Raw genomic sequence first — 14,963 nt, 5'->3', positions numbered from 1 at the left:
CGTGGGCATTGAAATCTCTGCCCCGTCCCGGTTCACTAGAACCGGGACGGAGGACACAATGCGCTATTCGGGTTTCAAGGTCATCTCCGAGGGTTTTTCCGGCAACAAGGGCTGGAAGCCCGCCTGGCGCGATCCTGATCCGAAGCCGGAATACGAGGTCTTAATCATCGGCGGCGGCGGACATGGGCTCTCGACCGCCTACTATCTCGCGAAAAACCACGGCATCACAAACATCGCGGTGCTAGAAAAGGGCTATCTCGGCGGCGGCAATGTCGGGCGCAACACGACGATCGTGCGCGCCAACTACTTCCTGCGGGGCAATCAGGAATTCTACTCGCACTCCTTGAAGCTCTGGGAGGGGCTCGAGGCCGACCTCAACTACAATGTCATGCATTCGCAGCGGGGCCTCATCAACCTCTTCCATTCCGATGGCCAGCGCGATGCGTTTGCGCGGCGCGGCAACGCGATGGTGGGCCAGGGCGACGATGCCGAGCTCCTCGACCGCGAGGGCGTGCGTCGGTATCTGCCCTATCTCGATTTCGAGCAGACGCGCTTCCCGATCTATGGCGGGCTCCTGCACCGGCGCGGTGGGACCGCGCGGCACGACGCGGTCGCCTGGGGCTATGCCCGCGGCGCCGACCAGCGCGGAGTCGATCTGATCCAGAACTGCGAGGTGACGGGAATCGACATCGTGGACGGGCGCGTTCGCGGCGTAGAGACGACACGGGGCCCGATCCGCGCCCGCAAGGTAGGCATCATCGTCGCCGGGCGGTCCGGTCAGGTGGCGGCGATGGCGGGCATCCGGCTGCCGGTCGAAAGCCACGTCCTGCAGGCCTTCGTGACCGAGGGGCTGAAGCCGTGTATAGACCATGTCGTCTCATTCGGCATGGGCCATTTCTACATCAGTCAGTCTGACAAGGGCGGGCTCGTGTTCGGCGGCGATCTGGACTTCTACGCCTCCTACGCGGCGCGCGGCAACCTGCCGATGGTAGAGCATGTTATGGAGGCCGGCATGACACTGATGCCGATGATCGGCAAGGCGAAGGTGTTGAGGAGCTGGGGCGGTATCATGGACATGACGCCCGATGGTTCCCCGATCATCGACAGTACCGATGTCGGCGGCCTGTATATCGATTGCGGCTGGAACTACGGCGGGTTCAAGGCCGTGCCCGCCTCTGGCTGGTGCATGGCCCACCTCATGGCGACCGGAGACCCGCACGAATACGCCCGCCGCTTCCGCCTAGACCGCTTCGCTACCGGCCACCTCATCGACGAGGAAGGCACGGGCAGCCAGCACAATCTGCACTGAGGGGGACGGAGATGTTGCACAGACCGATCGACCTGCCCCGCTTGGTGGAAATGCCGGACCGCGCCCGACCCACCCCCCGGGCGCAGGCGCTGCCCTCCGCGCCTCTGGTTCCTCCCCATGAGTTCCGAAAGGTCGCTCCATGCGCATAACCTGCCCCCTCTGCGGCGACCGCGACCGGCGCGAATTCTACTACTACGGCGACGCCGTCTATGCCGACCGCCCGGCCGAGGATGCCGCCTTCGAGACTTGGGACGACTATCTGCATCTGCGCGACAACCCCGCCGGAGAAACGCGTGATCTCTGGTATCACGAACTCGGCTGTTCGGCCTGGATCGAAGTGACGCGCAACACAGTCACGCACGAGGTCTTGTCGACGCGCCTCCTGACCGATCGCGCCGGCGGCGGCGGGGCGACGCCCGGGAAATCTGCCGCAAAGGGCAAGGAGCGCGCGAAATGAGGGTCTCTGGCAAGGGCATCATCGACCGCACCGCCCCTGTAGGCTTCCGCTTCGACAGTAAGGACTATGCCGGCTTTCAAGGCGACACGCTCGCCTCCGCGCTCCTTGCCTCGGGCGTCAGACTATTCGGGCGGTCCTTCAAGTATCACCGGCCGCGGGGCGTGATGACGGCCGGTTCGGAGGAGCCGAGTGCGCTCGTCACCGTCGGGCGCGACGCAAAGCAAGTTCCCAACGTCCGCGCTACGGTACAGGAGATCCATACCGGCCTCGATGCGCGCGGGCAGAACTGCTGGCCTTCGCTCGGATTCGACGTGATGGGAGCGAACGACCTTCTGGCACCTTTTCTAAGCGCGGGCTTCTATTACAAGACCTTCATGTGGCCGCGATCCTTCTGGGAAAAGGTCTACGAGCCGTCGATCCGGCGCGCTGCCGGGCTGGGCGCGCTGTCGCGGAAGTCGAACGACGAAATCTACGAGAAGGCCTGGGCGTTCTGCGATCTCCTCGTGATCGGTTCGGGACCCGCAGGGCTAATGGCCGCGCTCACCGCCGGGCGCGCCGGTGCCGACGTGATCCTTGCGGAGGAAGATCACCGGATGGGTGGACGCTGCCTGGCCGAGACGCACGAGATCGGCGGTCAGTCCGCCGCGGGCTGGGCGGATGGGGTTCTTGCCGAACTGGCGGACCTGCCGAACGTCCGGCTGATGCCACGCATGACTGTCACGGGCGCTTATGACGGGGGCACCTACGGCGCGCTCGAACGCGTCGGCCTTCACGTCGCTAGCCCGCCCTCGGCGCTTCCGCGCGAATGCTTCTGGCGGATTGTGGCGAAGCGAACCGTGCTCGCTGCCGGCGCCCACGAGCGCCCGATCGCGTTTCCGAACAATGACCGGCCCGGCGTGATGATGGCGGGGGCCGTTCGCACCTATCTCAACCGCTACGGAGTGGCGCCGGGTAAATCGGTCGCGATCTTTGCCAACAACGACGATGCTTACCGCGTGGCACACGACCTCGCGGCTGCCGGCGTCAACGTGGCTGCCGTAATCGACGTGCGCGAGGAGGCGACCGCCAAAAGCGATCTTCCCCTTCGTACCGGCGCGCGGATTGTGAATACCGTCGGCCGGCTCGGGCTCCGTGAGGTCGTGATCGCCGACAAGGCGGGGCAGATTTCTCGCGTCGTCGCCGACTGCCTCGCCGTCTCGGGCGGCTGGAACCCCGCGCTGCACCTTGCCTGCCACATGGGCGGCCGGCCTGAATGGCGCGACGAGATCGCGTCCTTCGTGCCTAGGCCCGGCATGGTGCCCGGGCTGACGGTGGCTGGTGCTGCAAACGGCGCGTTTTCGACAAAGGCCTGCCTCGCCGAAGGCGCGGCGGCGGCGGCGGAGACGCTCGCCGCGCTGGGCCGGAAGGTCAAAGCGGCGGACCTGCCCGAGGCCGAGGACGGCGCGGTCCGGCTCCGCGCCTATTGGGAAGTGCCTGACGGCAAGGGCCGCGCCTGGCTCGATTTCGCAAACGACGTGACGACGAAGGACGTCCGCCTCGCCGCGCAGGAGAACTTCGCCTCGGTCGAGCACATGAAGCGCTACACGACGCAGGGCATGGCGCCCGATCAGGGCAAGAACTCCAATATCGCTGCGCTTGCCATCCTCGCCGACGCGACCGGACGCGGCATCCCCGAAACCGGTACGACGACATTTCGTCCACCCTATGTGCCGGTCTCGATCGCCGCGCTCGGCGCGGGCGGGCAGGGGACGGGCTTCGCGCCCCAGCGCTTCACCACCTCGCACAAGGCCGCCGCCGAGCGCGGCGCGCCGATGATCGAGGCCGGGCTCTGGTACCGCCCCGCCTACTTCCCGCGGCCTGGCGAGCCGACCTGGCGCGAGACCTGCGACCGCGAGGTCACGATGGTGCGCGAAAGGGTCGGCGTGTGCGACGTCTCGACGCTTGGCAAGATCGACATCCAGGGGCCGGACGCCGCGCGCTTTCTCGACCTGGTTTACACCAACACCTTCTCAACGCTGAAGGAAGGCCGGGTCCGCTACGGGCTTATGCTGCGCGAGGACGGGATGATCTCCGACGATGGCACGACCGCGCGGCTCGGGGCGAACCACTACATGATGACCACGACGACGGCGGCTGCGGGCCTTGTCATGCGCCATCTCGAATTCGTACTCCAGGCGCATTGCCCGGACTGGGACCTGCGCATGATCTCCGTCACCGAACAGTGGGCGCAGTTCGCCGTGGCGGGCCCCCTGGCGCGCGAGCTTCTGAACTCGGTCCTCGAAGCCCCGATCGACGGTGACACATTGCCTTTCCTCTCTTGGGGCACGGCCCGGCTGATGGGGGTGGAGGCGCGGCTCTTCCGGATCTCGTTTTCGGGCGAACTCGGCTACGAGATCGCCGTGCCCGCCCGCTACGGCGAGGCGCTCTACCGCGATCTCGTCGCGCGCGCGGAAAGTCTCGGCGGCGGCGCCTACGGGATGGAGGCGCTGAACGTCCTCAGGATCGAGAAGGGCTTCATCACCCATGCCGAGATCCACGGTCGAGTGACCGCGTTCGACATCGGGCTCCAGTCGATGGTCTCGGGCAAGAAGGAATGCATCGGCAAGGCGGCCAGCCAGAGGCCCGGACTCGCAGGCCCGGAACGCGAACAACTCGTCGGGCTGAAGCCGCTTCCACGAGGCCGATCCATCGACGCGGGCGCGCATCTCTTCAACGAAGGCGCGGAGCCGGTCTCGGCGAACGACCAGGGCTATGTCACCTCGGTCGCCTATTCGCCGACGCTCAAGTCGTGGATCGGGCTGGGCTTCCTCAGGAACGGCCGCGAACGGGTCGGCCAGACCGTGCGCCTCGTCGACCACCTCAGGGGAACCGATGTCGTCTGTGAGGTCACGCACCCCGTTTTCTTCGACCCGGAAGGAACCCGCGCCCGTGCCTAGCCTGATCGAAAAATCACCCTGCGACGATTTATTGCCCGTCCTCGACGGTGGCCTGAAGCTGAGCGAAGCCAGAGAGGCCCGTATCACTTCAGTCACCCCGTTCGCCGGAAAAGATCGCGGCGTGGCAACCGCGCTGAAGTCGCTGGGCCTCGGCTGGCCCAAGCCGGGGCAGGCCGTGACGGGACAGGCGGGCGCCTGCCTGTGGACGGGCCGGGGGCAGGCGTTCCTCGTCGGACCAGTGCCCGAGGGCCTCGACGGCATCGCCGCGCTGACCGACCAGAGCGACGCCTGGGCGCGAATGGAGCTGACCGGGCCGCATGTGGCCGAGGTACTCGCGCGCCTCGTGCCGCTCGATCTGCGCGCGGCGGTGTTTCCGGTCGGGACGGTCGCGCGGAGCGGGCTCAACCACATGATGATGATCCTTCACCGCACGGGCGATGATTGCTTCGAAATCATGGTCTTCCGCTCGATGGCGGCGACGGCGGTGGAAGAGATTCGCCATGCCATGGCAGCGCGCGCCGCCCGCACTTCGGTACTCTAAGGCAAGCGTCAGTCGGCGGCGCTGGCCTCATCGCCGCTGACGCGCGTTTCCCCACGAGTTAACGGGAAAAAGAAGACGCAGGTGTGTTTTCTTCTGTACCGAAAGCCCTCTTGCTCCGCATTCCACGAGCGCCGATATTCGCACTATGAGTCTCCCAACCGGATTCCTGGACGAACTGCGCAGCCGAACCACGCTGAGCCACGTGGTCGGGCGCAAGGTCACTTGGGACAACCGCAAGTCCAATCAGGCGAAGGGCGACTTTTGGGCGCCGTGCCCCTTCCATCAGGAAAAGACTGCCTCGTTCCACGTCGACGATCGCAAGGGCTTCTACTATTGCTTCGGCTGCCACGCAAAGGGCGACGCAATCTCGTTCCTGCGTGAAAGCGAGAACATGGGATTCATGGAAGCGATCGAGCTTCTCGCGCGCGAGGCCGGAATGCAGATGCCGGCACAAGATCCGAAAGCGGCCGAACGCGCGGACCGGCGGACCGAACTGGCCAAGGTCATGGAAGAGGCTGTCCGCCACTACCGGCTGCAGCTGAAGACAGCGGCGGGCGCGGCGGCGCGGGACTATCTCATGCGGCGCAAGCTCGGCGAGGCGGCGCAGGAGCGGTTCGAGATTGGCTTTGCCCCGGATCAGCGGCAGGAGCTTTTCCGGGCACTTCAGGGCAAGGGGATTGGCTCAGACCTCATTGTCGATGCGGGGCTGTGCGCCCGGCCGGACGATGGCGGGCAGCCCTATGACCGCTTCCGGGGGCGGATCATCTATCCAATCCGCGACCCGCGTGGGCGCTGCATCGCGCTCGGTGGCCGGGCGATGGACCCCAACGCGCGGGCGAAATACCTGAACTCCCCCGAGACCGATCTCTTCGACAAGGGCCGCAGCCTCTACAACCACGGGCCCGCCCGCGAGGCGGCGGGGAGGGGCCAGCCGCTGATCGTCGCCGAGGGCTACATGGACGTGATCGCGCTGGTCGGCGCGTTCTTCGAGGCGGCGGTCGCGCCCCTGGGCACGGCGATCACCGAAGAGCAGCTACGCCTTCTATGGCGCATCCACCATGAGCCGCTGATCATGCTCGACGGCGACACCGCCGGCATCCGCGCGGCGACGCGGCTCGTCGATCTCGCTTTGCCGCTGATCGAAGCGGGTCAGGGGCTGCGCTTCGTGATCTTGCCCGAGGGCATGGACCCCGACGATCTTCTCCGGATGCAGGGCCGCGAGGCGATGGCGAAACTCGTCGCCGAGGCGCAGCCGATGGTCAACCTCCTCTGGCGGCGCGAGACCGAAGGCAAGGTCCTCGACAGCCCCGAGCGGCGGGCCGCGCTCGACAAGAGCCTGCGCGCTCAGATCGGACGGATCGCCGACCCGTCGATCCGGGCGCATTACGGCGAAGAGGTCCGCAGGTTGCGTGCGGAACTTTTTGGCCAGGCGCGCGCGCTCAGAGGCGCGCCCGCGCGCCGCGACGGCCGTTGGCGGGCTGCGCCCGCCCAGCCCCTGCCGCAGACGCGCGCGTCGCTTCTCGGCCCGGCCGCCGGTCCCGAGGTGGAGGACTATCTGCGTGAGGCGATGATTCTTGCGATCTGTATGAGCCATCCCGCCTGTGCCGAGCGGTTCGAAAGCCAGCTCGAGGCAGTTGAGATGCGCAACCCCGTTCATGATCGGCTGCGTATCGCGATTCTGGGTGCCGCGGGCGAAGAGGCCGGCGCCTTCCACGAAAAAGTCGCCGAGGTCGCGGGTGCCGACCTTGAAAAGCTCATGGGCCTTGCCCAAGTGCAGATCGCTCCCCCTGTGCGCAACACGGCCGACACCGATGCCGCCGCCCTGTGCCTCGCCGAGGAGTTGGCGAAACTCGAGGCGCGGCGGGGCGTGGCCACAGAGGTCGAGGAGGCGATGGAAGATCTGACTGGACTGGCCGACGAAGGCTTGACCTGGCGTTTAACCCAGGCGGCGGAGGCGCGGCATCGCGCCGAACGGTCGAAGCTCGACGACGACAGCGACCTGGGCGAAGACCGCGCCGCGTTGTCGGCCCAGCTGCAAGGCCTGATCGACAGGGCAGTGTGGGAAAAGAAGAAAAGCTGAACCGGGCGGACGCACCAGCGCGCCCCCTGTGATTCGCGTTTGTGATTCGCTAAGACAGACGGAACCGATTCGCGCTTGGCCCCGCCGAATCGCCGAGACCGGAAGGAGCCCTGATGGCAGCCAAGGACACCGAAGACGAAAAGCCCGATACCGACGGTGCCGAACACTCTCTCGACATGAGCCAGGCCGCGGTCAAGAAGATGATCGCGGACGCGCGCGAGCGTGGCTACATCACGTACGACCAGCTTAATCAGGTCCTCCCGCCCGAACAGGTATCGTCCGAGCAGATCGAGGACGTGATGTCGATGCTGTCGGAAATGGGCATCAACGTCATCGAGGACGATGAGGCCGAGGAGGCCGAAGGCGCAACGACGGCAGTCGTCGAGACCTCGACCTCCCGCGAGGTGACCGTGGCCACCACGTCGGGCGAGACGCTCGATCGCACCGACGACCCGGTGCGCATGTACCTGCGCGAGATGGGGACGGTGGAGCTTCTGTCGCGCGAGGGTGAGATCGCCATCGCCAAGCGCATCGAGGCAGGCCGCAACACGATGATCGCCGGGCTATGCGAAAGCCCGCTGACCTTCCAGGCGATCACGATCTGGCGCGACGAACTTCTGAACGAAGACATCCTTCTGCGCGACGTCATCGACCTTGAGACGACTTTTGGTCGATCGCTCGAAGATGACGCCGAAGCCGACGAGCCGGTGGTCGAGGGCGCCGGTAGCAGCAAGCCCGAAAAGTCCGCCGACAGCGACGAACCGGAACTCGACGCCGACGGCAACCCTATCGTGAGCAGCGACGACGAGGACGAGGACGAGGACGACGACGCCTCCAACATGTCGCTCGCCGCGATGGAGGCAGCGCTGAAGCCGCGCGTTCTGGAGATGCTCGAGGCGATCGCGCGCGACTATGCCGAACTTGCCGAGATGCAGGACCAACGCATGTCGGCCACTCTGAATGAGGATGGCAGCTTCTCGATCGCCGACGAGACCGCCTATCAGAAGCTGCGTTCAGAGATCGTGACGCTCGTGAACGAGCTGCACCTGCACAACAACCGGATCGAGGCGCTGATCGACCAGCTTTACGGCATCAACCGCAAGATCATGTCGATCGACTCGAACATGGTGAAGCTCGCCGATCAAGCGCGCATCAATCGGCGCGAATTCATCGACGAATACCGCGGCTACGAGCTTGACCCGACCTGGGTCGAGCGCATGGACGAGAAGGACGGGCGGGGCTGGCAGGCGCTGATCGAAAAGAGCCGCGATAAGGTCGAAACGCTGCGCAGCGACATGGCGCAGGTCGGTCAATATGTCGGCGTCGACATCTCGGAATTCCGCCGAATCGTGAACCAGGTCCAGAAGGGCGAGAAGGAAGCGCGGCAGGCCAAGAAGGAAATGGTCGAAGCGAACCTTCGCCTAGTCATCTCGATCGCCAAGAAGTACACGAACCGCGGCCTGCAGTTCCTTGATCTCATTCAGGAAGGCAACATCGGCCTTATGAAGGCCGTGGACAAGTTCGAGTACCGCCGCGGCTACAAGTTCAGCACATATGCAACATGGTGGATCCGCCAGGCGATCACCCGGTCGATCGCCGACCAGGCCCGCACGATCCGCATCCCGGTCCACATGATCGAGACGATCAACAAGCTTGTCCGCACCGGCCGCCAGATGCTGCACGAGATCGGCCGCGAACCGACGCCCGAGGAACTGGCCGAGAAGCTCCAAATGCCACTGGAGAAAGTGCGCAAGGTGATGAAGATCGCCAAGGAACCGATTTCCTTGGAGACCCCCATCGGCGACGAGGAGGATTCGCAGCTTGGTGATTTCATCGAGGATAAGAACGCGATCCTGCCCTTGGACTCGGCCATTCAGGAGAACCTGAAAGAGACAACGACACGGGTCCTGGCCTCCCTCACCCCGCGCGAGGAACGGGTTCTGCGGATGCGGTTCGGCATCGGCATGAACACCGACCATACGCTTGAGGAAGTGGGCCAGCAGTTCTCGGTCACGCGCGAGCGCATCCGTCAGATCGAGGCGAAGGCGCTTAGGAAGCTGAAGCATCCGAGCCGGAGCCGGAAGCTCAGGAGCTTCCTAGATCAGTAGGGATCAGCCTAAATTAGCTCGCCTGCTTGCATCAGAAATTGTTGGCGCTGCAGGCGAACATCTCGTGATGGGCGAACTTCTTCGGCGCGGCCACATTGCTGCGCTAGCGCCACAAGGTGCGCCAAGCATGGACATCCTCATCGCCGGCCGCAGCGGGGACCGGCTCTTTTCAATTCAGGTCAAGACCCGGACAACAGTTGGTGGCGATGGCGGTTGGCACATGCATGAGAAGCATGAAGAAATTCGTGCCGAGCGTCTCTTCTACGCTTTTGCCGATTTGGGCAAACCGGACGGGGAAGCGCCCGACTACTACATCATACCCTCAAACCAGAAAGCCGATGCAGTCCGCGTAACTCACGAAGCATGAAAACGGAACCGCGGAAATCTTGGGCGGCAGCGAAGCGATAACAATTCCAAGCGAAGGATAAGGCCAGACTACTCAAGTAGTTACACGAATGAATCGGCCCGATACACGCTTGGTTGGATGGACGAACATAAGAACGCATGGTGGCAGTTCGAGCTGTCGCTGTGAAGTCTACCTCATAGCAAGTCTAGACCCTGTGGTCACCTGCACGGTTCGTCCGCCCCCGGGCGGGCGCTGCCCTCCGCTACGCGAAACCGCCGCCAAGGCCGCGCCTGTCGGCCGCGACCGGTGCGCTTCCGGCGTTCGAACGCACGCACCTTTGGAGGCTAGAGATGGGCAGGCACGAAGGCGACCTAATCGACCTGGCGCCCGCCGGCCGCGATTTGTCGATGACCACTCCCTACATCGACACAACCCTCAACGGGCAGCGCCGCAAGTAAATCGAAACGGACCGTTCATCCAGACGTACACGTCCCTCGGTGGTTTCAAATAAGCAAAAGGGAAACCGCAGATCCAAGCGATTTCAATTATTTGCTTTCCGTTTCACGCGTGAAAAGGCGTGAAATGCCGGTCAATCGTCCAGAACGAAGGTCACGGCCATGTTGACCCGAAATTCAGATACCTGGCCGTTCGTGACCTCGACGGTGCTTTCCTTGATCCAGGCGCTCTTGATGTTGCGGACCGTCTTGGAAGCGCGGGCGATGCCCTGCTTCACTGCATCGTCGAAGCTTTCCTTTGAGGTCGAGGAGATCTCGGTTACGCGGGCCACACTCATGGGGTTCTCCCTTTCTATCTAGAGAAACAGCAACTCACGCGACGGGCCGCGGGTTCCCGCATTTCGATTGGTCATGCGTTGTCCCGCGGAATAGGAGGTTCCGGTGCCGAGCGAGATTGTCCGGTTCGCAGTTCTCAGGGCGCCGAGGACGGGTCCGACGCTCCTTTCCAATCATCTGGACCTAACACCGGGCGTGCATTGCCAATTCGAACTCATACGCGAACACATACTCGAATTTCGGCAGCTCAATGTAAAGGATAGCGATGAGATCGCCCGCCGGGAAGGCGATCCAGTGGGGTTCCTTCAGCATGTCTTCTGGGAAGCTGACACCGCCGATCACACGGTCGCGAGATGCAAGCGTTTCGGCCAACTTCCCCGTCAAGTGGCGCGCTACCTCGCGGACCGTAAACTTTCCCACTGGCCGGAGCAGAGCTGAATCGCGCCGGGACGGTGCACTATGAGCAGATTTGTTGAGGGCAACTCCCTTCAGGCTATTCCGCCGTCTCTCGGTGCGGCGGCAGGCCGTCCGGAGTCCAGTGCGAGCGAACCCATCTTCTCGCCCAGGCGCGACAATCCGGGAACAAGCGGCAGGAGCGCCGCCTGAACCGAGTGGTAGACGTCTGGCTTGCCCTTGAACTGCGTCGTCGTTGGCTGGCCGTCGTCGTCGATCTCGGGAAACCATCCGCCGCGCTCATGATCGACAAAATGGCTGCCGGCAAATATCCACAGACGACGATACCAGCCCTCGTCCCGCTCGCCATGATCGAGCTTGATGAACGCAGCAAGGGCCCCTATCGCTTCCGTCACAGGCCACCAGTAGCGTGATCGGATGGCGGGCGTTCCGCCGAAATCTAGGGTATAGACCAGCCCCCCACGCTCCTCGTCCCAGGCATCGGCGAGCGCGCGATCGACGAGGTGCCGAGCGGCGGCGGGCCACTCGTCGCCCGGTCGTCCACAAAGATCCCAGTACTGGAGCGCGAGGCGTGCGAGTTCGAAGGAGTGGCCAGGGGTTGTGCCCGCCGGACGAAACATCGGATTTCCGGAATAGCTGCGGTCAACCTGCCAGTCGGCCGTGTAATGTTCGGGCAATCGCCAGTCATGAGCTGGGGCGATCCTGCGCAGGAAAAAATCCAGGACTCGCCCGGCGCGGTCGATGTACTTCGCGCGGTCTGTCGCCTCGTATGCGGTGAGCAGCGCCTCGACCGCATGCATGTTGGCGTTCATGCCGCGATAGGTCGAAAACGGCGACCAGTCGCGGTTCCACTCGTCGAGGAAGAGCCCGTGCTCCTCGTCCCAGAAACGCGCGTCGAGCACGCCGTCGACATCGTTGATCAGCCGCTCGGCATCGGGATGGCCGGCCATCTGGGCGCTCGCTGCTGCGAGAAGGACGAAGACATGGCCATAGGCAAGCTTGCGTCCGTCGTGAACGCTGTTACCGTCCATCGCCCAATGATAGCCGCCATGTTTTTCGTCGTGGTGATGGCTAAAGAGATACCGCATCCCCTGGTCGATAACCGCGTCGCAATCGCCGAGACCCGCGCGCTTGCCGAGCGCAAAGGAATGCACCAGCCGTGTCGTGGTGTGCAGTTCCTGGACCGTGTCGGGCAGCGGTGCGCCGTCATAGTCGAGAACATGGAAGCCCGCGACAGGGTTTAGGCTGGCGCGGAAGAAATCGAACTGGCGCCGCGCGTCGGCGGCAAGCCACGCGCGATGCGCTTCGCAGTCAAGCCAGCAGCCGTCGGCGTCGGCGGGGCCGGGTAAGTGTCTGTCGATCACAATCCAAACCTCATGGATGGAAACCAGAGTAGGGCTATAGGCGCTGCCTGGTTCAGCTTACGGGCGTCTCGGCCACTGGTTGTACAAATTGAAGCGCGGCTGCCGGCTCTCCGTTGATCCGCCGCAAGAGCAGGGCCGCGAGTTTTTCCCCTGCCGCTCCGAGATCTTCGTACAGACTTTCCACGCGCGGCCGGACAAGGCCGAACATACCCGAAGCCTGCTTCACGATCAGGTGGACCTCGCGCCCGGGCACGAGACCCAGATCCTGGATCGCGGCGAGCGCGGCAAGACCCGCCATGTCGCCCGGAAGGACCAGAGCGTCGGGCGGGTCAGGCTCGGCATACCTGCGCGCTATGGCATCCTTGATTGTGTCGGGGGGGCTGACGAGCGTGGCATTGTCGAGGATTTCGTGGCGTACGCCATTTTCCCGTACCGTCGTCATGAAGCCGTGCAGGAGATGGTGGGAGAACATGAACCTGCGCGGCGGAAGCAGAATAGCAAGGTGCTGCGCGCCGATAGCGACGAGCCGCTTCGCGGCGCGGCGCGCGAACTCGAAATTGTCGTAATCGACGTAGGGGTGGGGTGTCGCAAGCTCGGATCTGCCGTGGCTGACGAAGGGAAAATCCTCCTCCAGAAGGAACCGGATGCGAGGGTCGTCGGGCTCCGTACGGGAAAAGATGATGCCATCGGCGAGGCTGTCGCGAACGACCCTGCGGATCGTCGCCTCGGATTCCCCGCGCCCGAAGTCCGGCATGGCGACTAGGTGATAGGGCGTTCCGTCCAGGGCCGTGGAAATGCCGCGGATCATCGACGTGCCGAAGCCGAAGATCTCGTCATGCGGCGGCAGGATCAGGCTGATGACATGGGTGCGCCCTGTGCGAAGTCGCTGCGCCGCCCGGTCCGGCGTGTAGCCGATCTCCTCCGCGATTTTCCGCACGAGCGCGCGCGTTCCCTCGGCGATCAGTGGGTCGTCGGCCAGCGCACGCGAAACGGCGCCCACAGAAATCCCCGCCTGTTCGGCGATCGTGCGCTGTGTCGGTCGTTGCGCTTTCGAGCGTTCTGGCATGGTAGCCGGCCTTCGAATCCCCGGTTTCTCTCACTTGTAGGTTATGACGATAAAAATTTCAATCGAGCCATTCTGTCAGGCAAGAGTTTCGAGAGTTAGGAGATAAATCAGTTGCGTTACAGTAAGTTGCCTGACAACCAATCGAGTCAACGAATCGCTTGACAGGGGTAGAGTTTAAAACGTTATAAGTGAGTATTACAAAACTCGGGAGGAACCAATGAAAATCAGACAGCTCGCCGCAAGCGCGGCCGTTGTGGCAATGACGGCGGGCGCGGCGCCCGCAGCGGATGTTGAAGTGCTGCACTGGTGGACGTCTGGTGGCGAAGCGGCCGCCCTGAACGTCCTGAAGGAAAGCCTCGCGAGCCAGGGCATCGGCTGGATCGACATGCCCGTTGCGGGCGGCGGCGGCGAGGCGGCGATGACGACGCTTCGCGCGCGCGTCACGGCGGGCGACCCTCCGACCGCTGTACAGATGCTCGGCTTCGACATCCGGGACTGGGCGGCAGAGGGCGTCGTGGGCAACCTCAACGAGGTTGCCGAAGCGGAGGGGTGGGATTCCGTCGTACCCGACGCGCTGCAGTTCTTCTCCAAGTACGACGACAACTGGATCGCCTCACCGGTCAACGTCCACTCGACCAACTGGGTGTGGATCAACAAGGCGGCGCTCGACGCGACCGGCCTCGGCGAGCCGACGAACTGGGACGAGCTGATCGCAGTGCTCGACGCGATGAAAGCGAACGGCATCACGCCGCTCGGTCACGGCGGCCAGGCCTGGCAGGATGCGACGATCTTCGACGCGGTGGTCCTGAGCCTCGGCGACGACTTCTACAAAGCCTCGATGATCGATCTCGACCCCGAGGCGCTCGGCGGCGAGACGATGGTCGAGGCGTTCAACCGGATGGGCGTCCTGCGCGGCTACGTCGACGACAACTTCTCGGGCCGTGACTGGAACCTCGCCTCGACGATGGTCATCAACGGCGAAGCAGGGATGCAGATGATGGGCGACTGGGCCAAGGGCGAGTTCCTGCGCGCAGAGAAGGTTCCGGGCCAGGACTTCGTCTGCATCCGCTTCCCCGGCACGCAGGGTGCGGTCACTTTCAACTCCGACCAGTTCGTGATGTTCGACGTCGCCTCGGACGATGCGAAGGCCGCCCAGCTTGCCATGGCGTCGGCGGTCATGGACCCGGTGTTCCAGTCCGCTTTCAACGTGGTCAAGGGGTCGGTCCCGGCGCGCACCGACGTGCCGAACGACGATTTCGACGATTGCGGCAAGAAGGGTATGGCCGATCTCGCCGATGCGAACTCGAACGGGCGGCTCTTCGGCTCGATGGCGCATGGGCACGCGGTCCCCGCCTCGGTGAAGAACGCGATCTACGACGTCGTGACGGCGCATTTCAACGGCGAGTATGATGCCGAGACGGCCGCCGAGGAGCTGGTCAGCGCGGTCGAGGCCGCTCAGTAATCCCGCACCTTCGGGGAAGCCGGTCCGTCCGGCTTCCTCGGCGCCGGGCCGGGGACACTTCCGGCCCGCCAGGATCTGACGCAGAGCGC

The 14,963-nt window shown here is 64.2% G+C and carries 12 protein-coding genes; 8 read left to right on the top strand and 4 right to left on the bottom strand.

The annotated features are described in order from the left end of the window. Window positions 1-58: 58 nt before the first annotated feature. The 7 genes from DEA8626_RS11455 (at window position 59) to DEA8626_RS11425 (ending at window position 9,798) form a co-directional block, all read left to right on the top strand. The gene (locus tag DEA8626_RS11455; RefSeq protein ID WP_108853163.1) at window positions 59-1,309 is read left to right on the top strand and encodes a sarcosine oxidase subunit beta family protein; all 1,251 of its coding nucleotides are present in this window, start codon (window positions 59-61) and stop codon (window positions 1,307-1,309) included. 139 nt (window positions 1,310-1,448) lie between these two features. Then, the gene (locus DEA8626_RS11450; protein WP_108853162.1) at window positions 1,449-1,766 is read left to right on the top strand and encodes a sarcosine oxidase subunit delta; all 318 of its coding nucleotides are present in this window, start codon (window positions 1,449-1,451) and stop codon (window positions 1,764-1,766) included. After that, window positions 1,763-4,702 carry a sarcosine oxidase subunit alpha family protein gene (locus tag DEA8626_RS11445; RefSeq protein WP_108853160.1) on the top strand — a complete coding sequence of 980 codons (2,940 nt, stop codon included), beginning with the start codon at window positions 1,763-1,765 and terminating at the stop codon, window positions 4,700-4,702. Before DEA8626_RS11450 ends, DEA8626_RS11445 begins: the two co-directional genes overlap by 4 nt. Continuing rightward, entirely contained in the window at window positions 4,695-5,243 is a 549-nt protein-coding gene (locus DEA8626_RS11440) for a sarcosine oxidase subunit gamma (protein ID WP_108853158.1), read from the top strand. Before DEA8626_RS11445 ends, DEA8626_RS11440 begins: the two co-directional genes overlap by 8 nt. 145 nt (window positions 5,244-5,388) lie before the next feature. Continuing rightward, the gene (gene dnaG, locus DEA8626_RS11435; RefSeq protein WP_108853156.1) at window positions 5,389-7,323 is read left to right on the top strand and encodes a DNA primase; all 1,935 of its coding nucleotides are present in this window, start codon (window positions 5,389-5,391) and stop codon (window positions 7,321-7,323) included. Between the two features lie 113 nt (window positions 7,324-7,436). Continuing rightward, window positions 7,437-9,431, top strand: coding sequence for an RNA polymerase sigma factor RpoD (gene rpoD / locus DEA8626_RS11430; RefSeq protein WP_108853154.1), 1,995 nt, complete (start codon window positions 7,437-7,439; stop codon window positions 9,429-9,431). A gap of 127 nt (window positions 9,432-9,558) precedes the next feature. After that, entirely contained in the window at window positions 9,559-9,798 is a 240-nt protein-coding gene (locus DEA8626_RS11425) for a hypothetical protein (RefSeq protein ID WP_146188863.1), read from the top strand. A gap of 568 nt (window positions 9,799-10,366) precedes the next feature. Here DEA8626_RS11425 and DEA8626_RS11420 read toward each other — a convergent pair. The 4 genes from DEA8626_RS11420 to DEA8626_RS11405 all read right to left on the bottom strand — a co-directional run bounded on the left by DEA8626_RS11420 (window position 10,367) and on the right by DEA8626_RS11405 (window position 13,412). Continuing rightward, window positions 10,367-10,570 (bottom strand): dodecin family protein, encoded by a 204-nt coding sequence (locus tag DEA8626_RS11420; RefSeq protein WP_108853150.1) that lies wholly within the window; start codon window positions 10,568-10,570, stop codon window positions 10,367-10,369. Window positions 10,571-10,751: 181 nt separating this feature from the next. Continuing rightward, window positions 10,752-10,940 carry a hypothetical protein gene (locus DEA8626_RS11415; protein WP_146188862.1) on the bottom strand — a complete coding sequence of 63 codons (189 nt, stop codon included), beginning with the start codon at window positions 10,938-10,940 and terminating at the stop codon, window positions 10,752-10,754. Between the two features lie 116 nt (window positions 10,941-11,056). After that, the gene (locus DEA8626_RS11410) at window positions 11,057-12,349 is read right to left on the bottom strand and encodes an AGE family epimerase/isomerase (protein ID WP_108853146.1); all 1,293 of its coding nucleotides are present in this window, start codon (window positions 12,347-12,349) and stop codon (window positions 11,057-11,059) included. Window positions 12,350-12,398: 49 nt separating this feature from the next. Continuing rightward, on the bottom strand, window positions 12,399-13,412 hold the full coding sequence (locus DEA8626_RS11405) for a LacI family transcriptional regulator (RefSeq protein ID WP_108853145.1): 1,014 nt from the start codon (window positions 13,410-13,412) through the stop codon (window positions 12,399-12,401). Window positions 13,413-13,629: 217 nt separating this feature from the next. On the opposite strand from DEA8626_RS11405, the gene DEA8626_RS11400 reads away from it, so the two are divergent. Beyond that, complete coding sequence (locus tag DEA8626_RS11400; protein ID WP_108853143.1) at window positions 13,630-14,874, top strand: ABC transporter substrate-binding protein; 1,245 nt, start codon at window positions 13,630-13,632, stop codon at window positions 14,872-14,874. Window positions 14,875-14,963: the final 89 nt, after the last annotated feature.

The organism is Defluviimonas aquaemixtae, assembly GCF_900302475.1.
In the GTDB taxonomy this organism is placed as follows: domain Bacteria; phylum Pseudomonadota; class Alphaproteobacteria; order Rhodobacterales; family Rhodobacteraceae; genus Albidovulum; species Albidovulum aquaemixtae.
Note: the sequence above shows the minus strand (reverse complement) of the source record. Positions and strands in the feature narration are given on the sequence as shown.

Excerpts from the sequence above, each read along its gene's own strand:
- dnaG (WP_108853156.1), top strand. The coding sequence starts at position 5,389 with ATGAGTCTCCCAACCGGATTCCTGGACGAACTGCGCAGCCGAACCACG.
- DEA8626_RS11425 (WP_146188863.1), top strand. The coding sequence starts at position 9,559 with ATGGACATCCTCATCGCCGGCCGCAGCGGGGACCGGCTCTTTTCAATT.
- DEA8626_RS11420 (WP_108853150.1), bottom strand. The coding sequence starts at position 10,570 with ATGAGTGTGGCCCGCGTAACCGAGATCTCCTCGACCTCAAAGGAAAGC.
- rpoD (WP_108853154.1), top strand. The coding sequence starts at position 7,437 with ATGGCAGCCAAGGACACCGAAGACGAAAAGCCCGATACCGACGGTGCC.
- DEA8626_RS11405 (WP_108853145.1), bottom strand. The coding sequence starts at position 13,412 with ATGCCAGAACGCTCGAAAGCGCAACGACCGACACAGCGCACGATCGCC.
- DEA8626_RS11455 (WP_108853163.1), top strand. The coding sequence starts at position 59 with ATGCGCTATTCGGGTTTCAAGGTCATCTCCGAGGGTTTTTCCGGCAAC.
- DEA8626_RS11445 (WP_108853160.1), top strand. The coding sequence starts at position 1,763 with ATGAGGGTCTCTGGCAAGGGCATCATCGACCGCACCGCCCCTGTAGGC.
- DEA8626_RS11450 (WP_108853162.1), top strand. The coding sequence starts at position 1,449 with ATGCGCATAACCTGCCCCCTCTGCGGCGACCGCGACCGGCGCGAATTC.
- DEA8626_RS11400 (WP_108853143.1), top strand. The coding sequence starts at position 13,630 with ATGAAAATCAGACAGCTCGCCGCAAGCGCGGCCGTTGTGGCAATGACG.